At 39.7% G+C, this 21,580-nt stretch carries 20 protein-coding genes and 1 tRNA gene; 3 read left to right on the forward strand and 18 right to left on the reverse strand.

From position 1 onward, the window contains the following. Positions 1-11: 11 nt before the first annotated feature. From IGI52_RS05875 to IGI52_RS05895, 5 genes are all read right to left on the reverse strand, one after another. The gene (locus tag IGI52_RS05875; RefSeq protein ID WP_438780723.1) at positions 12-707 is read right to left on the reverse strand and encodes a C39 family peptidase; all 696 of its coding nucleotides are present in this window, start codon (positions 705-707) and stop codon (positions 12-14) included. Between the two features lie 186 nt (positions 708-893). Beyond that, a complete protein-coding gene (locus tag IGI52_RS05880) occupies positions 894-1,580 on the reverse strand; it encodes a hydrolase (RefSeq protein ID WP_048718888.1) in 687 nt (228 codons plus the stop codon). Positions 1,581-1,618: 38 nt separating this feature from the next. Then, on the reverse strand, positions 1,619-2,233 hold the full coding sequence (locus IGI52_RS05885) for a glycoside hydrolase family 73 protein (protein WP_016180015.1): 615 nt from the start codon (positions 2,231-2,233) through the stop codon (positions 1,619-1,621). A gap of 9 nt (positions 2,234-2,242) precedes the next feature. After that, a complete protein-coding gene (locus IGI52_RS05890; RefSeq protein WP_016180014.1) occupies positions 2,243-3,025 on the reverse strand; it encodes a M15 family metallopeptidase in 783 nt (260 codons plus the stop codon). Between the two features lie 16 nt (positions 3,026-3,041). Next, positions 3,042-3,575, reverse strand: a complete 534-nt coding sequence (locus tag IGI52_RS05895) for a hypothetical protein (protein WP_016180013.1) — start codon at positions 3,573-3,575, stop codon at positions 3,042-3,044. 164 nt (positions 3,576-3,739) lie between these two features. Here IGI52_RS05895 and IGI52_RS05900 point away from each other — a divergent pair, with 164 nt between their 5' ends. Beyond that, positions 3,740-4,699, forward strand: a complete 960-nt coding sequence (locus IGI52_RS05900) for a Gfo/Idh/MocA family protein (RefSeq protein WP_070504203.1) — start codon at positions 3,740-3,742, stop codon at positions 4,697-4,699. A gap of 99 nt (positions 4,700-4,798) precedes the next feature. Next, positions 4,799-5,392: an FUSC family protein gene (locus tag IGI52_RS05905; RefSeq protein WP_016180011.1), complete on the forward strand. Its 594-nt coding sequence runs from the start codon at positions 4,799-4,801 to the stop codon at positions 5,390-5,392. 94 nt (positions 5,393-5,486) lie between these two features. Here the strand turns inward: IGI52_RS05905 and IGI52_RS05910 are convergent, their stop codons facing one another. Both IGI52_RS05910 and IGI52_RS05915 read right to left on the reverse strand, forming a co-directional pair. Then, entirely contained in the window at positions 5,487-8,102 is a 2,616-nt protein-coding gene (locus IGI52_RS05910; protein WP_438780724.1) for an FtsX-like permease family protein, read from the reverse strand. A gap of 12 nt (positions 8,103-8,114) precedes the next feature. After that, positions 8,115-8,816 (reverse strand): ABC transporter ATP-binding protein, encoded by a 702-nt coding sequence (locus tag IGI52_RS05915; RefSeq protein ID WP_034877173.1) that lies wholly within the window; start codon positions 8,814-8,816, stop codon positions 8,115-8,117. Positions 8,817-8,981: 165 nt separating this feature from the next. Between IGI52_RS05915 and IGI52_RS05920 the strand changes: the two genes are divergently transcribed. After that, positions 8,982-9,425, forward strand: coding sequence for a hypothetical protein (locus IGI52_RS05920; protein WP_438780725.1), 444 nt, complete (start codon positions 8,982-8,984; stop codon positions 9,423-9,425). A gap of 16 nt (positions 9,426-9,441) precedes the next feature. Here the strand turns inward: IGI52_RS05920 and IGI52_RS05925 are convergent, their stop codons facing one another. From IGI52_RS05925 to glgA, 11 genes are all read right to left on the reverse strand, one after another. Continuing rightward, positions 9,442-9,960, reverse strand: a complete 519-nt coding sequence (locus IGI52_RS05925) for a nucleotidyltransferase domain-containing protein (protein WP_438780726.1) — start codon at positions 9,958-9,960, stop codon at positions 9,442-9,444. A gap of 45 nt (positions 9,961-10,005) precedes the next feature. Then, positions 10,006-10,707 carry a gamma-glutamyl-gamma-aminobutyrate hydrolase family protein gene (locus IGI52_RS05930; RefSeq protein WP_438780727.1) on the reverse strand — a complete coding sequence of 234 codons (702 nt, stop codon included), beginning with the start codon at positions 10,705-10,707 and terminating at the stop codon, positions 10,006-10,008. 106 nt (positions 10,708-10,813) lie between these two features. Continuing rightward, entirely contained in the window at positions 10,814-12,259 is a 1,446-nt protein-coding gene (locus tag IGI52_RS05935) for an IS1182-like element ISEfa7 family transposase (protein ID WP_438780728.1), read from the reverse strand. Positions 12,260-12,391: 132 nt separating this feature from the next. Beyond that, entirely contained in the window at positions 12,392-13,537 is a 1,146-nt protein-coding gene (gene nagA / locus IGI52_RS05940; protein ID WP_016180004.1) for an N-acetylglucosamine-6-phosphate deacetylase, read from the reverse strand. Positions 13,538-13,614: 77 nt separating this feature from the next. Continuing rightward, positions 13,615-14,439 (reverse strand): helix-turn-helix domain-containing protein, encoded by an 825-nt coding sequence (locus IGI52_RS05945; RefSeq protein WP_016180003.1) that lies wholly within the window; start codon positions 14,437-14,439, stop codon positions 13,615-13,617. Positions 14,440-14,633: 194 nt separating this feature from the next. Then, positions 14,634-14,717: transfer RNA gene (locus IGI52_RS05950), tRNA-Leu, on the reverse strand. A 47-nt stretch (positions 14,718-14,764) separates the two neighbouring features. After that, complete coding sequence (locus IGI52_RS05955) at positions 14,765-14,950, reverse strand: hypothetical protein (RefSeq protein ID WP_016180002.1); 186 nt, start codon at positions 14,948-14,950, stop codon at positions 14,765-14,767. 106 nt (positions 14,951-15,056) lie between these two features. Next, positions 15,057-15,662, reverse strand: coding sequence for a hypothetical protein (locus IGI52_RS05960; RefSeq protein ID WP_438780729.1), 606 nt, complete (start codon positions 15,660-15,662; stop codon positions 15,057-15,059). A 102-nt stretch (positions 15,663-15,764) separates the two neighbouring features. After that, a complete protein-coding gene (locus IGI52_RS05965) occupies positions 15,765-17,597 on the reverse strand; it encodes a glycoside hydrolase family 13 protein (RefSeq protein WP_438780730.1) in 1,833 nt (610 codons plus the stop codon). Beyond that, positions 17,578-20,016 carry a glycogen/starch/alpha-glucan phosphorylase gene (locus tag IGI52_RS05970; RefSeq protein WP_438780731.1) on the reverse strand — a complete coding sequence of 813 codons (2,439 nt, stop codon included), beginning with the start codon at positions 20,014-20,016 and terminating at the stop codon, positions 17,578-17,580. The genes IGI52_RS05965 and IGI52_RS05970 overlap by 20 nt, the downstream gene beginning before the upstream one ends. A gap of 134 nt (positions 20,017-20,150) precedes the next feature. Beyond that, positions 20,151-21,578, reverse strand: coding sequence for a glycogen synthase GlgA (gene glgA, locus IGI52_RS05975; RefSeq protein WP_438780732.1), 1,428 nt, complete (start codon positions 21,576-21,578; stop codon positions 20,151-20,153). Positions 21,579-21,580: the final 2 nt, after the last annotated feature.

Here is a 21,580-nt window from a genome sequence, read left to right on the forward strand (position 1 = left end):
TCCATGTCTTTTTATTTGTCCTCCAAATACAAGGATTCACTGCCCATCAGCTGATAAATCTCTTCAAAATCAGTACGATCTACTACTCGATTTTTATAGCCATAGGGATCATTAACATAAACATTCTCCTCGTCAACACCTGTGATGATGACGGCATGACATAAAGGTGATACCTCTATTTCACCACTGGTCGTTTGCCATGTTCGAAAATCATCCTCCGTTGGTACTTGAAAATCAACCGTCGTAATTACCCAGACAGGTGTGCCAGTCTGAATAACTCTGACAAGGTCATCAAATGATGTGTCATTATTAGCCACAATCTTTTGATTATCTTGCACAACTTCATTAGCCACTTCAGCGATCGGTTCTACAGCGACGCCCATTGCCTCGTAGCCTTCATAGATGTTACCCACAAAACCGTCATGGGGATTCCCGTGAATCCTTTTTTCTGCATCTTCATAAAGTGGAACAAAATCAAGCAGGTCGACTAGTTCATTTTTATCTGTCCCATATCCGTAATAGTTTAGTAGCATGGATAATGCTGTAATCTCGCAGCCATTTTCCATCGCAACCTCCCCACCATATTGATCCTCTAAAGGCACATCAAGCAATTGATTAGTCGATAGATCGGTATCTGCCATCAAAATTTCTGCTGTTGATGAATCGGTGGTTTGACTATTTGCAGGTGAATTCTCCGTATTACTCAAATAAATGAATGCACCGCCCAAAATAAGTGCAAGGATTCCAAGATTATTAATTACTCGTTTGATAATACTTCCCCCTTATTCTTAGGTTCATAAAAGTATCTCAAATAGAGCTTAACTGAACCTAAAACGTAAGAAGAAGCGCACGAAAAAACCACCGAAAATCAATTCCGATTCTCGGTGGTTTTTCTATTGATGACCCTCGTCATATTCCATTTTTCGATATTTTTCCATTTTCTTACTAAACAGAACGCCATTAGATGGCGGTGTATAAGTAATCGCGTTCGCTCCTGCATCAATCGTGGCTTCAATAGTCTCTTCATCCGGACCGCCAGTTGCGATGATTGGAAGCTCAGGATACATTTTACGAAAATGCTTCACCGCATCCACTGTATCTTTTCCAGCACTGATATTGATAATATCAACTCCAGCTGCTAGTTTTTCTTCAATCTTAGAGTATTTTGAAGTGACCGTTGCAATTAATGGAACATCCACCACGTCTTCGATTGCTTGAATGGTCTCTACTGGTGTAGGCCCGTTTACCACAACGCCTATACTACCTTGCGATTCCGCAAACATTCCCATATATGCTGAGCGAGAACCATGAGTCAAGCCTCCTGCTACTCCAGAAAAAACCGGAATATCAGCTGCTTCTATAATACTCTTGGTAATTGCAGGGTGCGGTGTAAAGGGATAAACAGCAATCACTGCATCCGCATCCGTGTTTCTGATAATCGCGATATCTGTTGTAAAAATTATAGATCGAATTTTTTTTCCAAAAATGACGATTCCAGAAGCTTTTTGGATCACTTCCGGTACTCGTACGATATCTTTTCGTAGCTCAGTCATAATTTCAGGTGCATTGTTTTCTGCCATAGCATCCATCTCCCTAACAGGTTTCTAAACCAATTCTACTATGAATGGTCGTATTGATCCAAGTTATATGATTCGATCACGCTAATGATCTTATTTGCATAATCCGGATCAGTCGCGTAACCTGCGGTTTGAAGAGCTTGGGCTGCTTGCTTATAGTCGGTGGCAGTCAAAACGCCTGCATAGAGCTGTGGGTCCCAATTTGTTCCGTTCACAAAGAGCATCGTATGATCATCTAGAGATTCTTCCCAAGAATTATATACTTTGAAATCTCCTTGAATCGTGATCCATTGCTCGTTTACATATTCCTTAGTTTCCAAACTTACTTTGGGCTGATCACCAGAAGCTTTAATGCCGAAAAGATTTTTATACTGACTCGCTAATTGAGATTGCCCCCAATTAGACTCTAAAATCGCTTGTCCTAAAATAATACTAGGCAAAACGCCATATCCTTGTTGCAATTGTTTGGCGTGAGGTGCTAATTGATCAATAAACTGCTGGCGAGTAAGCGTTTCTTCCTGCGGTTCATTTTCAACACCAGAATTGGATAATGTATGTAAAGAAAAAACGAAAGCCAACCCAATAACTAAAATCCCGGCAAAAATTAACGGGATCGACACGTTGGACTTTCGTTTTCTATAAGTTTTTTTAGGCATGGTGCCTCCTTACTTGGCTGACAACTGTTTCAAAAATTCTTCTAGTGTCAGATCGTGTTTAGAAATGTACTCGGCATTTTCCTTACCTACATAGCGAATATGCCACGGTTCATAAGTAATGCCAGTAATATCTTGACGATCCTTCAAATAACGGATGATAAAGCCATATTTTGGTGCATTCTCAGCGATCCACTTAGCGCCAGGCTGATCCCCGTAAGAAGCGTCTAACACTTGTGACGAATAAGAATTGTACCAATCTTGGTCAACGACGTCGATAGCCAGACCAGTATGATGTTCGCTATAGCCTGGTTCGGTAATCGTTTCTTTCGTCTTGGCAATCGCGTCTTCTTCGGACATTCCATTGCCGCTGATTAAGCCATTAACATTTGTATCAAAGACTTCCTTTTGGGAATCAACCGAACGAAAGGCTGAGATGACAACTAAAGGAAAGCCCGCCTCTGTTGCAGCCTCAGAAAATTCCTCATAATCTTTAGCAATTCTGCTATCAACTTGATGACTATTGTCTGATAATGTAGTCAACTGACTTTCAGCTACTTCTTTTTCAATTTTATTTTTAGGACCAACTAATACAAGGTTCCAATCATTTGCATTAGAATCCGGCAATGCTTTTTGCACAGCATTTTTCTTCTTCGTTGTTTTCTTTTTCTCGAATGAGTAGGTCGTAGCTGTTTCTTTTTTAGCATCCGATTCTGCAGGCGTGCTGTAAAAAAGCGAATAAGCGGTCATCCCGAACATGATGATGACTGAAAGTAGTCCTACTGTTTTTTTCAAATTAAAAATCCTCTCGTTAATCGTCTAACGACGTGTATGTCTCCGTTAAATTCTCATTTACCCAATCAAGTAATGCAGTCTTTTTATGTGCACTTGCGATTTGGTTTTGAATATGAGCTGGTAAACGAAAACTCAGTATATCACTATATCCCCAACTATCATAATCAATCGTTACGCGTAAATCGATAAAATCATGGTTTTCTTCTTCATTTTTATTTTTAAAAGGAATCATCTCCACCTGAGCTAATCCACTGGCGATCCATTTTTGAGCAACGATCGTCTTCATTTCACGATATTCAGCTACTGCAGTTGGACGTTTTTCGGGGAACAAAAAAGTTTGGCGAATCACTTTTTGACTTAACATCCATTCATAATCACTGAACAAGTTTTTGATTTTTTGGTTTGCTTCTGGTGTTAAGTTATTTTGGCCAGCTTTCCACTGTTGCCATTGAACCTCATTCACCCCTAAATAGTCTTGGTAAAAGTCTTGCTCGGTATGAAATTGTTCAAAAATTGCACTCATTACTAAATCTAAATAAATTTGATTCACGAAAAATCCCTCCTTCTCTATTTTACTGATTTTTTAGAAAAAAAACAGCTCTTTGGCAAATCGATTGAAATATTTTAACATTTACTGCTATACTTTGGAAAATGACGCAACAAGTTTTATCTATTTATTATTGAAAATTTAAATCTAGCTTTAGGAGGATTACTATGACCAATCTACAATGGGGCATTGTCGGACTCGGCGGCATCGCCCACAGTTTTGCAGAAAGTTTTGACCAAACAACAAGTACACTTACCGCTTGTGCCTCACGTACTTTAGAAAAAGCAGAAAAATTTGCTGAACAATACGATTTGCCAAAAGCGTATGGCAGCTACGAAGAATTATTAGCTGATAAGGATATTTCTATTATATATATTGCCGTGCCAAATCGCCAGCATCATCAACATATCATGCAAGCTTTGGAAGCAGGTAAGCACGTATTGTGTGAAAAAGCCATCACGATGAATCTGTCTGAGCTGCAATCAGCAATTGAATTAGCGGAAAGAAAAGAACTGGTTTTAGCTGAAGCTATGACGATCTTTAATATGCCTCTATATAAGGAACTTCATGCACTTATGGATACTGGTCGGATGGGTAAATTAAAAATGATCCAAGCGCCTTTTGGTAGTTACAAAGAACCTGATCCAACTAATCGTTTCTTTAATCCTGATCTAGCCGGGGGTGCCTTACTAGACATCGGAACCTATGCAGTTTCCTTTGCCCGTTGGTTTATGACTGAACAGCCTGCTGTGATCGCCTCAACCATGGTGCCTTTTTCCACTGGTGTCGATGAGCAATCAGTAACAATTCTACAAAATGACAAGAACGAGCTGGCTACAGTTAGCTTGACTTTCCAGGCGAAAATGCCGAAAAAAGGGATCGTTGCATTTGAGAATGGCTATTTAACGATTGATGAATATCCTAGGGCTGATCAAGCGGAAATTTTCTTTAACGATGGAACTAGAGAACTAATCGAATCCGGATTTTCTAGTAATGCAATGAATTACGAGATTGAACATATGGTGCAAATGATCCAAGGTGAAATACCGAATAAATCACTCTTTTTCACAAAAGACGTCATCGACATTCTAGATCAAATGCAGCAAAAATGGCGACAAAACCAATAGTCTCCTCCACAAAAGGCATTGTTTAGGCAATGCCTTTTGTTTTTTTGTCAAAGTTCCGCTAAACTATTAAGTATAAAGAAAAGAAAGTAGGAGGAAATATTGCAAATTGGTCGTTTTCGTTTAGGTATGCGAACGATAAAAACCGCCTTAGCTGTCATGCTATGTATTTTGTTATTTCATGTGACCGATCGCGGTTCTCCGTTGATCGCTGCATTGGCGGCCGTTTTTTCTCTGCGTCAGGATCTAACCACGAGCATCTCCTTTGGCCGTTCCCGCGTATTAGGAAACTCCCTTGGCGGATTATTAGCTTTGATTTTTTACTATATTCAAGCTTTTTTTAAAAATGATTTTTTGATCGAACTGTTCATTTTACCTCTATTCGTGATCTTGGTGATCGTTCTCTCTGATGGACTGAATAATAATTCGGGAATCATTTCAGCAATTGCTACGATGCTGTTGATTGCCTTGAGTATCCCCCAAGGTGAGTCCTTTGTTTACGCGTTGAATCGTGTTTTAGACACGTTCATCGGAACAATCATTGGGATTTCTTTAAATGGCGTTATTTCGCCTCAGACAGATGAAAAAGAGAAACAGATCAAAGAGGATCTAGTTGAACTGCGCAAAAAAGAGGCGGATCTGAATAAAATGCTGTATGACGTACGCAAACAAATAAAGGATCAGACCCATAAATAGGCCTGATCCTTTATTTGTTCACGGTAAAAACACCACCTAGGAAATCAGTATTTTTGCTACCGATGTTTCCTATGAGATTAAACATAGTAAGAATTTAGTCATTTGCCTTTAACGCTTCAATCATATCGATTTTCTTCAAGCGAAAATACATGATTATTCCGACAACCAGCGTAAAGAACAAGGTAATCAAGCTAGCATAAAGATAACTTAACGGTTGAATATCCGGCGAAAACATAGTCAGATCCAGTTCAACCGTTTGTAAAATATAGCCATGCTCGATTTTCCCTAAAACCAATCCTAACAAAATCCCCATCAGCGTCAACAGAATATTCTCCCGATAGACATAGCGAACTACTTCGCCGTCATAAAAGCCTAAAACCTTAATCGTAGACAATTCCCGAATTCGTTCAGAGATATTGATATTGGTCAGATTGTACAAAACGATAAATGCTAGAAGTCCGGCTGAAACGATTAATACCCACATAATAATATTGAGGCTTCGCACCGTGTCCTTCAGCACATCACGTGACTTCGACATAAAGCTGACATTAGCAATTTCGGAGTTTTCCATTAATTGTTTCGCTATTCGATTTTCTGTTTCTTGATTTGGTTCCTTACTGAAAAGTAAAAGATCCGTATTGTATGTCGGCTCTTTATCAAATATTTGTTGATAATAGTTCGGTGTCATATAAATAAAGTGTCCAACATAATTTTCAGCCACTGAAGCTACTTTTACCTCGTACTCTTTGCCTGAAATAGACTTGATTTTAAAGTGACTCCCATGTTTCAAATCAAATAGCTTTGCCAGTTTTTCATTGATAATGACACCATTATCAGTTAAAGAATAACGGATATCATTTTTTCGATTTTTAAAAGACAAAAAATCAGATAGCTTCGTTGTTTCTTTAGGAACCGAAAGACTAATTTCCTGCTTTGAAACTCCTTCTGTTTGTGCCGTAAAGGTTTCTAAAGAAACAAACAGATGCGCCTGAAAATTCGCTAAAGTATCCAACTCTTTCACATAGCTTTGTTCTTGTTCCGATGATGGCGGCTGATTGAAAACAGTCGTTCCTTGATAATGCCAAAGCTTATCAAATTGCAGGGTAACGATATCGCCAATTGAGTCTCGCAACCCAAATCCTGTGATAATCATTGACATGCAACCGGCAATTCCGATTACTGTCATCAGCATTCGCTGTTTATAGCGGAATAAATTCCGCAAAGTCACCTTTTGACTGAATGACAGTCGTCGCCAGACAAAGCCCAATCGCTCCAAAAAGATCCTTTTGCCATTTTTAGGTGCCTTAGGTTGCATTAAAGTTGCTGGTGTTGCTCTTAGATCGTAGCGCAGAACAAGCCAAGCAGAGCCGACAGAACAGATTAAGGCTACAGCTAAAGCAATTAGTGCATAGGATAGATACCAAGGTGTTAACACATCCTCTAGATTATACAATTGTCCATAGGCATCAAAAATAATCACTGGTAGCAAGTAGAAACCGACTGCTAGACCTAGTAGTGTTCCGCCGCCACCTGCCAATGTAGCATAGAGCAAATATTTCTCCGCGATTTCACCATTGTGATAACCCAAGGCCTTAAACGTTCCTAATTCATTGCGCTTCTCCTCAACCATTCGAGTCATAGTCGTTAGCGTAACTAAAGCCGCGATCAAAAAGAAGATCCATGGAAAGACCGAAGCAAGTGACGAGATTCGGTCAGCGTTGTCTTTAAACTCGCTATAGCCAGGATTCTCTGAGCGATCAAACAGATGGAACTCTGGCGCTGGCAACTGATCAATCGTTTGCTGCTGTTTTTCCAGAGTCGCTAATTGCTCAGGAAGCTCAGGATTCAATGCCGTTATCCCACTCAATTGCTCAGGAGTAAGTCGATCAATATCTAAGGATGTTTCCTGCTGGAATTTCTCTTTCGCCCGATCTAGTTTTTCTTGCTGCTCCTTCTTTAAATCAGCTAAACGAAGAGGTGCAATTTCCTTTAATTGATTTTTCAGTTTCTTCTGATCATTCTTCAAACGTTTTTCATACTGATCAGAATAGGCAGAACTTTTTTCTAAATCCTTGTAGCTGATCAACGCCTCAGAGTAGACCTTTTGCGTGAAACTCTCTGGCAAAATGAAGGCGAAGCAATCAATTGATCCTTTTCCAACTGTCGTATTTCCACGAGAAATCGTTTCAATAAACTCGGGACTTTTTACGAAACCAACGATCTTAAAATTTGCTCTTTTGAAATGCTTTTGTGTCTCATCAGCTGAAATGTCGAAGCGTTGATTCAGCTTATAACCCTTTTCTAAAGCTCGATCATCCAAAACGATTTCTTCTGAGTTTTTCGGCAAACGTCCTTTAGTAACCACCACGCGATTCAATGTCTGCTTTGAATCATAACTAAAAATACGAAAGACTTGGTCTTCTTTACTCAAATTAACGTCTTGAAAGTAACGCCCTTCTGCTTTAATGCCTTCAACTTCTTCAATCTGTTTGATTTCAGTGGCGGTTATTCCGAGGGAAGAGACCACTCGTGTGTCCGCCAGGTTCTGCTTCTGATAATAACTAGAGGCCGTCTTAAGCATATCTGGTCCAGTCGCCCGCAAGCCAACATAAAAAGCGACACCTAGGAAAATGATTCCCAAGATAGAGAAAAATCGAGTTTTTGATTGGCGAATCTCACGCCAATTCGTTCGTCGCATCGCTTTTTTCATCTTATTCACCTCTTACCACTGAATATCTTCAATTGATTGAGGATGGTCATTTAACTCTTCGCTGCGCACTTGGGCATCATTGATCCGAATCACCCGATCAGCCATTGGTGCAATCGCCGAATTGTGGGTGATGATGACAACTGTCGTGCCATTTTCCCGAGCAGTATCCTGTAATATTTTAAGAATTTGTTTTCCAGTTTCAAAATCCAAAGCCCCCGTCGGTTCATCGCAAAGTAACAATTTTGGTCGTTTTGCCAAAGCCCGTGCGATCGTTACCCGCTGTTGTTCTCCACCGGAAAGTTGGGCTGGAAAATTATCCATCCGTTCACCTAATCCAACTGATTGTAAAACTGCTTCAGGCTCCATGGCATCCGAAACAATTTGTGAGGCCAATTCAACATTTTCCTTAGCTGTCAAATTAGGAACCAAATTGTAAAACTGAAAAACGAATCCGACATCATTACGGCGATAAGTGGTTAATTCTTTATCACTGAAAGCAGCAATATTGGTTCCATCCACCACCACTTTCCCTTCATCACAGCTATCCATTCCGCCTAAAATATTCAACACTGTAGATTTTCCTGCTCCACTTGGACCAAGGATTACGGCGACCTCTCCCTTTTCGATCGAGAAATTTATCTTTTCATTGGCTTTGATAATGGTCTCACCCATTTTGTAATATTTACTCTCATCTATAACATCAATATACGACATTGAATAATCCCCCTCATCTATCATAATTATTAACTCCTTTAGTTTAACATAGCGAAAAAAAAAGCCAACGACAGATGTCGCTAGCCTACAAAAATATACTTTAAAAAAATGATTGAAAACTGCAGTTTTTGATTACATAATAAAGAAAAAAGGAGGATTATAATCATGGAAGAATGTGTAGAATGTTATGCAGTAAATTGTCGCGCGACACCTTTACTAGGAAAAAGGGACTGTCTAGAAAATCACGAACAGTATCTCTGCGGAACCTGCGGTAGATGTATTTGTTCTCAAAAAGATGAGAAGCGCCAACTGCGACGAATTGATTTTCCTTTTAAAAGCTTGGAGATCGCAAAACTCTACTTGAGAGTGGCTGATCAGCTTCAAAGGGTGCCCTGTGGTATCTACGAAATCATCAGCGAAACTGGTCGAAAATCCTATAAAATTTTTGTAAATGACGAAGCTTATGCAGACTATTTAGCTAAAAATAAGAAAAAAAGCACGGATCATCATCACGCGCTCTATCGTCGCAAAGACTATCGAACATTTCCAAAAACAGAAATACGAAGACTACAACAGCATGAAGTCGAATCCTATCTATCTTCTAGCTGAGTAATCTCAGGCTGTTTTACTGAGAATTGTCGACTGGATAGCTATCGTTCAGCTTATCCAAATCAATTAAATCGATCTTTCTTAAATCATAATCGCTGTGAAACAATCTTTGTCCCTCAACAGAAACACAAGGAATTCTGCGCTCTTCAAAGATAGCTTCTGAAAACCAATTGGCTTCTAGCTCAAACCAACCACCTTCAGGATTTGCTTGCTTCATTTTCCCTGCCTCACTAAGGTCAAAGGGATGAAGATCGAGGAAGCCATGTTTAGGATGATACAATTCCACCCGCGTAGGGCGCTCATCAGTTATGATTTGATACCCAAGTTCTAATAGCTTTTCCATTAATTCTGTCTCAGCGGAAGCGTCAAAATCAATGTCGATATCTCGGTGCTCTCGAGTTTGTTTTCCTAAAAGGGTGTCTATCCCCCAGCCGCCTTCCACCCAATAATCAATTCGCCATTCATTTAATAAATCAATCATCCAAAGAAAACTATCCTTGTCTGCAGGGATAGTTTTGCTTCCTTCATAAGCCATTATTTTCCTCCCATTAAGTCGTTTTACATTTGATTTAGCGCTCGTTTATTTACATGCTGTAAGAAACGCTGCCATCAATGCTTGATTTTCCACCGTAACAGCATTGAAAAATTCAGGATGCCACTGAACACCTAAAACGAATTTCGCACCTGGCAAAGAAATACCTTCAATCAGTCCATCTGTCGAGATCGCTATCACTTCTAATCCAGCGCCCAAATCCTTAATTCCCTGATGATGATAACTATTTACTCCCAATTTATCTCGCTGCAATAGCTGTTGTAACAAACCATCCTCAGGCAGATCAACCTTATGTTGAACTTGATCATAGGGAGCCTTCATATGGTGATCAATCTTACTCTTATATTCGCTTGGCAGATCTTGATAAAGTGTGCCCCCGCACAAAACGTTTAGTAATTGGACACCTCGACAAATGGCTAGTAAAGGTTTGTCCTCGGCTATCACTTCTTTCATGAAAAAAAGCTCCATTTCATCACGAGTTAGGCTTTGTGGACCGCAGACTGGTTGCTTTTCTTCTCCATACAAAGCAGGGTCAACATCTTGTCCTCCAGTGAAAAGAAAACCGCTGCAAATGGACAAAAATGGACGCAACGTCTCTTTATTAGTCGTCAACGGTAGTATGAGGGGAATCCCGCCATTTTGTTCGATCAAATCTTGATACCCCGGTAACAGCCAAATACTATCACGGTCTTCATCGTACAGCGGCATAACACCAATTAATGGTCCCATAGATTTCTCCTTTTAATTAAATTTTTCCTCACAAAAACTTTTGCCAAAAATTTTACCATAAAAAGTTGAGTAAAATCAAAAAAACTCGATCAAAAGATTGACCGAGTCAGACTGTAGACAAAAGCTGTTCCAAACTCGTAACTCGAGCTTGGAACAGCTTTTTATCTACTTCGTTTCGAATTTTAGGACAAAAAAATAAAGGCTCCTTGCCTTTCCATAGCCAAGTGGCTAATTTCTTTAAATTCATTGCAGCAAACACTAGCATCGTATGCGTCGCGACTTTTTCCAAGCCTCGATACTTGGTCCAACGCATCCCATGCTTTTCTTTTGCATCCGCAAATATTCGTTCAATCGTTTGTTTCCGTTTTTTGTAAATTGATTTATTCAGATCCGTTAGGCGAAGATGTTCCACTTCATCCATCAGATCTCCCCAAACATGTCTCGTGATGACTCGTTGATGATTTTTACTTTTGGTACATTGGTTTAGCAGAGGACAGTTCACACATTCTTTTGGATTGGATTTGTATTCTCGGTACCCTTCTCGAGTAACCGTTGAAAAAGCGAGCATTTGATCTTGCGGACAAATATAACAATCAAAATACTCGTCGTAGAGAAACTCATTTTTTGATAATAGCCCCTTTTTCCCTTTGGGCCTTGAATAAGGCAAACAAGGTCGAAGGTTCAAATGAGTCAAAAAGTGAACAAACTTAGGTGTCTTATACCCAGCATCAGCGACAACACAATTGATTTCAGGAAAAAGTCTCTTCGATTGTTTGACGAGCTGAAAGGCGACTTGACTGTCATGAATATTTCCAGGAGTGATGATTGTGCTAAGAATAAATCCGTTGTCGTCGCATGAAGTATGGGCAGAATAAGCAAATTGTTTTTCTCGTTCGCCTTTGACGTAGTAGCCGCTTTCCGGATCAGCTTTACTTATTTTTCTTTCTTTCAGCTTCACTTCCTTTTCTAAGTCCAAAGTAAAAGGGCGTTTTCCAGCCTCTATTCGTTGACGATTGATCTCATCTTCTAATTCATCCTGATAGGCTTTCGCTTCATCATGGGTCATTTCTTTCGTAAACTTATGTTTATTGGCGTTAGCTTTGATGTGGGTAGAATCAAGATACAAATTATCCTCTGTTACAAAACCTGCTTTAACTGCTTGTTCTAAAATATAGGCAAAAATATCCTCAAACACCGTCGTTTCTCTAAATCGGCGGACATAATTCTTTCCAAAAGTTGAGAAATGGGGGATTTTCTCCTCGAAGGAATAGCCTAAAAACCAGCGGTAAGCGACATTGGTATCGACTTCCTTAATGGTTTGTCGCATGGAACGGATACCGAATAAATACTGAATAAACACCAATTTGATCAGAATCACTGGATCGATACTTGGGCGACCTAAATCGGAGTAAGTGGCTTCGACGATTGGATAAATAAATTCAAAATCAAGCGCGGCATCAATCTTTCGAACGAGATGATCTTGAGGAACTAGATCATCAATCGTAAGCATCGCAAATTGATTTCTACCATTCGTATTGTTTTTAGACATCATAACTATCACTCCTTGCATTCGTTTTCATAAATCTATTATAAAAGAAAAGACTGTAGACATCATCCATAAAATGGACTTTGTCTACAGTCTGACTCGATCAAAAAATTGACCGAGTTAAAAATTTATTTTCATTTACGCGTGGTAGCGTTCAACACCATCAAGGTAAGTTGCTACAAGATCCATGTTAGTTTCTAATACGATGAAGTCCGCAGCGCGCCCTTCAGCGATCATCCCGCATTTGTCATCAATTTTACAGCTGACTGCTGGTACATATGAAGCCATCATCACGGCTTGTTCCGGAGTCGCAATTCCCCAATCAACCACATTTTTGATTGCTTCTTTCAATTTCAAGATACTTCCGGCTAAATTACCAGATTCTAAACGGGCAGTTCCTTCTGCGACCACGACTGGGAATTCGCCCAAATTGTAGTTACCATCAGGCATACCGCCTGCCATCATACAGTCAGTAATCAATGCCACATGATCATGTCCAGCCTTTTCCATCAAGACTTCAGCTGCTTGTGGATGCACATGGTGCCCATCGCAAATCAATTCAGAGAAGACATGTTGTAAGGTCAATAGTGCACCAACCATACCTGGTTCACGGTGATTCAAGCCGCGCATCCCGTTATAAGCATGAACAAAAACGCTTGCTCCAGCTTCAACGGCTTCTTGAGCTTCTTCCAATGTCGCATTTGAGTGTCCCAATGAAACGACTACACCTTCATCAGTGACTGTTTTGACAAACTCTTTAACACCTTTACGTTCAGGCGCTAAAGCGATCTTTTTGATCAAACCGCCGGAAGCTTCTTGCCATTCATGGAATGTATCCAAGTCTGGATCACCAAAGTAGCTAGGATTTTGTGCCCCTTTGTGTTCTTCTGTAAAGAATGGTCCTTCAAAGTAAATTCCTTGAATTTTCGCGCCGTCAACCTCTTTGTACATTTTTCCAATTGTTTCGGCAACATCCTTCAAACGTTCTTTCGAAGAAGTCAGCGTTGTTGGTAAGAAACTTGTTACACCACAAGATAATAAAGCTTCAGACATAACCTTGATGCCATCAGCATCGTTGTCCATCACGTCATGATTTTTATAGCCATGAATATGTGTATCCACTAAACCAGGGGCGATCCATTTTCCACTTTGGTCAATGATTTCTGCTCCTTCTGGTTTTTCCTTCGTATATGCTCCAAAAATGCCATCAGTGACATCTAAATAACCTGCACCTTTTACACCAGAGTTTAAAAAGAATTTGTCAGCATAAATAAATGTTTTCATTGTGAGCTCTCCCTTTTTTTCTTAGTACCTTAAAGTTACTCCTGAATCCATTATAAGTCAAGAATGGTGTAGACCATTTACAAATCTTTTATTTTCTCTAATGCACGCAGCATTTTCCGATAATTAATCACCAAGTGAATCTCATCGCGCGCTTCCAACATAAGAACTTTTAGCTCCAAAAGTTCCTTCAACTTGTAATAGCTACATTGCTGTCGGTTCCATTTTATCCCCATATCTACAACCTTTTCTGCCAAATCCAGACGATCATGTTTTACTAAAAACGTTCCATAATTTACAAAAAGATTGCTCAATTCACTACGCTCTGAATAATCTGCCATCATCGTTTTAAACAATTCAAAACTTTGATTGTAATAAGTATGTGCTTCATTTATCCTTTCTAAAACCGAGCTCATTTTCCCAGCAAAACTTAATAGCAGTATTCGACTGTCAAAATAGCCGTCATATTTTTTTGAAACACAAATCGATAGTCCCTGTGTAACTAGTTCCAGAGCAGCCTCCGCATCCTTATCAATAAAATAAGCACAAACTGCCTTGAAAAAACAAGCTAATTGACGATCTTTATCTAAATGAGTGATCTGACGTTCATCCAAATAATCCAACGTTGCACGTATTTCTAAGTATTTTCCAATTCGCAAATACATGAACATCTTATTGAAATATTTTCGCAGGAATAATTCTTCCGGTAGAAAATCAAGCATCAGTTGGTCGATCGTAATTCCTAGTCGATGACAAAGCTGTTGGATCACAAAAATATTTGGAATCTCTTCATTGTTTTCGATTCGACTTAAGACACTTTGGGAACAAATCCCTTGAGAAAGGTCTTTTTGTGTCATGCCATGCTCTTTTCTAAACTCTTTTAAGACTTGACCAATCGCTTCCATTACCGCTTCCTCCAAAATATGCAAATTCACATTTTTAATAATTTAATTTTATCCGATGACGATTTGACAAGCAACTCCTGTGTTCTAAATTAGCAAAAGAATTGAATGAAGTTGAACAGGATACAAAGAAATAATTATAACATAGCGTTTTAGATGCAAAAAAAAGAATGCACCACTGTCTGGTACATCCTTCATGCGGCGAATGGGACTCGAACCCACACGAGATCGCTCTCACATGATCCTTAGTCATGCTTGTCTGCCAATTCCAACACCGCCGCGCAGAACCTTTTTCATGATACCGAGCTGACATCAAAAAGTCAATAGCTTAAACAATCGTTGTATCATAAACGTAGGTAATATTTCCCTTAAGCCCAGCAATTCCGCGAAAGAATTTTTTATCTTCTTGCTTGATCCAAGCTTCGCGGAATAAAAAGAAATCATCCCGAGACACTTCGATTTGATCGATTTCTCCTGCTCTTAACTGACGAATTTTTTCTTCAAATGGATTCATATGCACTCTCCTCATTGTTGTTACTTCGTACAAATTATTTCTACTATTCAACCAAAAAAGTTCAATGACTAAAAACAACAGAAGAATGCCCTAAGGCACCTCCTGTCTAATCGTGAAAATATTTGCTATTTTCGATCTGTGAATTATCTTCTTGCATAATTCCTCTTAATGAACGATCCAAACGTTGACGCGAATTTTTTCTTTCCATCACCGGCTGCTTTTCTTCGTTTTCAGAAGCAAATAAAATGTAGGATTGAGGTGTTTTTTCCATTCGACTCATCAATTCTCTCGGTGATACCGCATCCGCTGGTGTATCTGGAATCAAAGAAGAAGGAACATATTTCGGTGCAAATGGAGTGGCACTGCGGCCGTTTCGTGCTCTACGAGTATTAAAGTTAGTCTTTGCAGTTTCCTTCGGTTTCCGTTCTTCAAACAAATTCACTTTTTTTGATTCTTTATGATCATGGTATTTAGGTAGATTTGCTTTATGATGATCTAATTCTCTTCGTGGCTCATCGTCTAAACTGACCCGTCTATTCCGTTTTGCTTTCGGCAATTGACGTTCAAAAATATCTTTAGCCTCAAGACGATAGCTCGTAATCAAGTCGTCTTGTCCATCAAATAAAACACGCTGGTTCGTTTGTACTATTTTAACTCCTGCATCATCATCAAAGGCAGGAAAGCGGCACTTTTTTCTGGTGTACGTTTGCATAAAATCATCCTCATTGTTCTGATATAGCAATAGTTTAGCATAAAAGAAGCAAAAATGCTTTTTAATTTCCTAAGAAACAGAAAATACAACGCAAGCAGCCGGTTATTCTGAATCATACATAAACAGACTGCCTTTTGGTGCCAAAATTTCGCCTTCTAAAATTCGGTCTAAAACAGCGTATTCCCCGCGATACGCACGCGGACTAGATAGCTCTCCGACGTTCAAGCTTTGCTCCTGATCGGATAAATTGATGGCATAGATTACATAATCGTTCCCCGAATAGCGAATAATCCCAAAAATTTTCTGCGTCTTTGAATAAAACGGGAAAAACTGTCCATTTTTCAAAACGTCGTATTTCTTACGCCGCTCTATCCATTTCTGACAATTTTTAAATAGTCTCGGATTAATCGATTTCCACGGAAAGAACTTACGATTATCTGGATCTTTTCCACCTGTTAATCCAGCCTCATCCCCATAATATACACAAGGAATTCCCGGCATCATAAACATTAGTCCCCAAGCCTGATCCAGCGCTTCAACAGAACCATCTAGCATCGTTAAAATGCGTTCCGTATCATGCGTTCCAATATTGTTCAATTGGTTATAATAAAAGTCAGCTGGATAATTTTCCTGATAGCGAATCATTTCCTCGCAGATATCCTGCAACGAGCGTGATTGCTTCAGGATATCTAAAATCTGCTGGCGTAACGGGTAATTCATTACTCCCTGCAAATGATCTCCAAAAACATATTTACGGCGAGTATCATAAGCAATCTTGTTCGAAGCGTCTTCCCAGACTTCTCCTATCAGGATTTTTTCTTGATAGGACAGTAGATTTTTACGAATGCCGGCGATAAAATCATCAGTCAGCTCATCCGCAACATCTAACCGCCAACCATCAACCCCCATCGAAGTCCATTTCGATAGCACACTGTCTAGATCGCCATAAATGAATTCTTGAAAGCTTGGATTTTCTTTTCTAACTTCCGGCAGATCTGCCACACCCCACCAAGACTTATAATCATTAGGATAATGATTAAACGTGAACCAATCACGATATGGACTTTGTGGATCACGAGCTGCTCCCGTATTTTCGCCATAAAATCCAGAAATATTGAAATAGCGGCTATTTTTTCCTACATGTGAGAAGACACCATCTAACACAACGGCAATTCCTGCTGTATGCAAAGCCGCGATCAAGCTGCGAAACTCCTCTTCTGTCCCTAAAATGCTATCAACTTTAAAATAATCATTGGTATCATAGCGATGATTGGAACTGGCTTCGAAAATCGGATTCAAATAAAGCGCAGTAATCCCTAGCTCCTGCAAATAAGGAATTTTATCTTGGATTCCCTTAAAGTTTCCGCCAAAAAAGTCCCAGCGAACAATTTCGTTTTCCTTGTTCTTAATATAAAAAGGTTCGTCCTCTTCCGTCGCGTAAATGAAAGAATTCTTTTTCGGCTGATTGATAACGCGATTCGGATTCCCGTTAGCAAAACGATCCGGAAAAATTTGGTAAAACACTGCATTTCTATACCATTTCGGTGCGTTTTCTGACTTTTGATAACAAGTCAGCTGATAAGGGATAACCTCTCGTTCCGAACCATAAATTCGCCCTTCACCACCTTGTCCTTTGAAACCATAATACTGAATGGTTTCATGCCCTTCCGCTTCATTAACGATTTTAAAATAGTAAAAGTACAGTCCCCAGCCCTGATCCATAATCGTCTGAAAATGAAATCGATCTTCTGTAGCGGGCTCCATCGTAAAGATTTTCTGTCCAACAGAACTTCCCTCTTTACGAACGACTAGAAAAACCTTGGTATTCTGCTGTTCTGGGACAGATAGCCAAACATTGACCATCGCCCCTTCTTGAACAGCACCAAATGGTTGTTTATAACGTTCTAACCAGGGATTAAAGTAGATATGAGTCATGTTGTGTTACACCTCGATCGTCTTCATGAGCGAAGACAGGTTCTATTTGCCAAATATCATCTGCGTACCGTTGAACCGTGTTGTCTGAAGAAAAGCGTCCAGCATTCGCGATATTGCGCAGGCTGATTTGGCGCCAACGTCTTTTGTCCTTATAGGCTTGATCAACTGATTGCTGTGCCAGACAATAGTCTGCAAAATCACGCAAGACAAAAAATTCATCGTTATATTTGATTAATGAGTCAAAAATTTCCTGACCTTCTGAAATAATATTAGGAATCGTACCATCAATCAATGCTTTTACTACTTTGTGGACAACCGCATCATCCTTGTAAATATCGGCTGAAGAATAGTTTCTATTTTCATAATATTGATACACTTCAGATTCCGTCAATCCGAAGATTGCAATATTATCATCGCCCACAGCATCACGAATTTCCACGTTTGCGCCATCCAGAGTTGCAATTGTCACTGCACCGTTTAACATCAATTTCATATTGGAAGTACCTGATGCTTCCTTAGAAGCTAGTGAAATTTGCTCACTGACATCAGCAGCAGGAATAATTCGTTCGGCTAAACTCACATTATAATTTTCCAAAAAGACAATCTTCAATTTGTTGTTGATGGATGTGTCATGGTTGATCAAGCTTGCCGTTTCATTGATCACTTTAATGACCGATTTGGCATAGTGATAGCTTGGTGCTGCTTTCGCTCCAAAAATAAACACTCGCGGTTCGATAGGAAGCTCCGGATTCTCTTTTAAATCCAAATAGAGCTTAATAATATGCAGGAGATTTAACAATTGTCGCTTATAGGCATGCAATCGTTTAATCTGTACATCAAAAATCGCCTGCGGGTTCACTTCAACTCCACAATGTTTTTGAATATAGGCAGCCAGACGTTTCTTATTTTCCAACTTTGCTTCTGCTAAAACATTAAGAACCTGGTCATCGTCCTCGTAATTCAATAATAGACGTAGCTCTCTCGGTTGTTTGCGCCAAGAAACTCCTATGTATTGGTCCAACACCTTGCTCATCGTAGGATTGGCTAGTTGCGTCCAACGACGCATCGCAATCCCATTTGTCTTGTTATTAAATCGGGCAGGGTAAAGCAAGAAAAAGTCATGCAAGACGACTGCCTTTAACAAATCGGAATGAAGTTTGGCCACACCATTGATCGAATGCGAACCAATAATCGCCAAATGTGCCATATGCACTTGATCGCCTTGAATAATTCTTGTTCGTTGAATCAAATCAAAATCGTGCACCCCAGTCATTTCTTCAACAAAGCGACGATCAATTTCTTCAATGATTTGATAAATTCTTGGACAAACGCTTTTCATCATATTGATCGACCATTTTTCTAGGGCCTCCGCCATGATAGTGTGATTTGTATAACTCATTACTTCTTGAGTCACATTCCATGCTCGTTCCCAGCCCATTTTTTCTTCATCAATTAACAGTCGCATAAATTCAGCTACGCACATCGCTGGGTGAGTATCGTTTATGTGGATTGCAATATATTGATTGATTTCCTCCATCGGCTTCTTTAATTGTTTATAATACCGCAAAATACTTTGCACTCCTGCTGAAACAAAGAAATACTCCTGAGATAATCTTAGTCTTCTTCCAGCCTCGTTAGAATCATCTGGATATAGCACTGAAGTTAAGTCCTCAACCGCACGTCGATCACCAATACTGCGATAACGCTCCTCTTCCTCAGGTGGAATTTCTACCGACCATAAGCGCATCGTGTTTACTATGCCATTTTGATACCCAACCATTCCAGTATCATAAGGAACCGCACGTACCACCATGCCTCCTGAATAGTTTGGAATCAGATTTCCAGCGTCATCATGACTCATGTAAACATCTCCGCCGATACGAACATCTACCGCTTTGCTCTCTTTACGGACTTCCCAAAGATTTCCCTTTTGTAGCCATTCGTCCGGCAATTCAACCTGATAATTGTCTACAAAACGCTGTTTGAAAAGACCGTACTCGTAACGAATCCCGTTTCCGTTACCAGGTAAGCCCATTGAGGCGATTGAATCCATAAAACAAGAGGCCAGACGTCCTAAACCGCCATTCCCCAACGCCATATCTGGTTCGACTTCTGCTAAATCCTCTAAGTCGATTCCCAATTCTGCTAAAGCTTCTGTAACCATCTCCAACCAGCCCATGTTCAAAAGATTGCTCTTTAACATTTTTCCTGGTAGGAATTCAATGGAAAAATAATATGCCTGTTTTTGTTCTGCTTCTCGATAGTCTTTCCACGTCTGCTGCCAATTTTGTGAGTATGTAGAGGTCAGTAACGAGCCTAATGTTTGATAGAGCTCGTTTGGTGAAGCATCATTGACTTCCATTGCAAATTTCTCCGCCAACCGCTGACTGAATAGCCTTTTAAATTCCGTCTTGTTCATTTTTTTCATCTCCAACCTACACTTTTTAATTACGTGTATTACTTAATACATACATAGTACCTTTTATAAGAAAGTATTGATAGAAAAAAGCCAAAATCCAACGCCTAATGGCTTAGATTCTGGCTCTTCGAATCCTACATTTGTTTGTATAGTTCTAAATATTGCTCACTTGATCCATCCCAGCTGAAATCTCGCGACATTGCTTCAAGCATCAGCCCTCGCCAAATATCTGGATGATTTTGGTAGAGTTCAATCGCCTGCTTCATAGCGTTCATCAGATAGAAGGATTCGTAAATGTTAAAACCAAAGCCGGTTCCCTCATTCGTGATAGGGTTATATGGCTCAACAGTATCTCTTAAACCGCCGATTTCATGTACGATCGGCAACGTACCGTAGCGCATTGAAATCATTTGCGACAAGCCGCAAGGTTCAAATGCTGATGGCATCAAGAACATATCGGCCCCTGCATAAACTTTTTGAGCTAAGGTCACGTCAAAAGCAATCTGTATACTTGTTTTAGTCGGATACTTTTCGCCGAAATGACGGAACTGATTTTCAAAGTTTGGATCACCTGTACCAATCAATACTAATTGCACGTCAAATTGCAGCAGGTTATCCATTTCCTGTAGTAGCAAATGGAACCCTTTTTGATAGGTCAAACGACTGACGATACCAATCACTGGAACCTCTGGACGAACAGGCAGCTCTAGATATTTTTGCAATTGGACCTTGTTTTCGATTTTTTTATCAAGATGTCTTTGATCATAATTAGCGAAAAGTGCTGGGTCCTTTGCTGGATCAAAAGTATCGTAATCAATCCCGTTAACTATTCCACTTAACTTCCCGCTTTCCATCCGTAAAATCACATCTAAACCCGCACCAAATTCTGGAGTTTTGATTTCCTCTGCATAGGACGGACTGACAGTGGTTACCCGATCAGCATAAAGAATCCCCGCCTTCATAAAGTTCACACAGTCATTAAAACGAATGGAGCCATCATCATAACGTTCACTACCCATACCAAATAAATCATACAAAATTCCGCGATCGTACTGACCTTGAAATTCGATATTATGGATCGTTAAAACTGTTCGAATTTTGCTGAATTTCTGAATCCAACGATATTTTTCCTTTAAGAGACAAGGAATGAAGGATGTATGATAATCATTCAAATGCATCACATCTGGAATAAAATCAATTTTCTCCATCAATTCGATAACTGCCTGCTGATAAAAGGCAAAGCGTTCCCCATCATCAAAGTATCCATACAATTCTGGACGATCAAAGTAATACAAATTATCCAGAAAGTAGTAATCAATCCCATTCATTTGTAGATACTTCACGCCACAATACTGTTTGCGCCAACCGACATAAACATCATAAGAGAACAAGTCTTGTAATTGATCCTTATATCGCTGCGGCATCTTAGTGAAAAATGGAAGCACGACTTTAATATCCGTTCCCTTTTCTTTCAATGCTTTTGGCAAAGCACCGGCAACATCACCCAATCCTCCTGTTTTAAAAAAGGGCGCACATTCCGCTGCTACAAATAATGTCTTCACGC

This window comes from Enterococcus sp. DIV0187, from assembly GCF_051713785.1.
Lineage (GTDB): Bacteria > Bacillota > Bacilli > Lactobacillales > Enterococcaceae > Enterococcus_A > Enterococcus_A avium.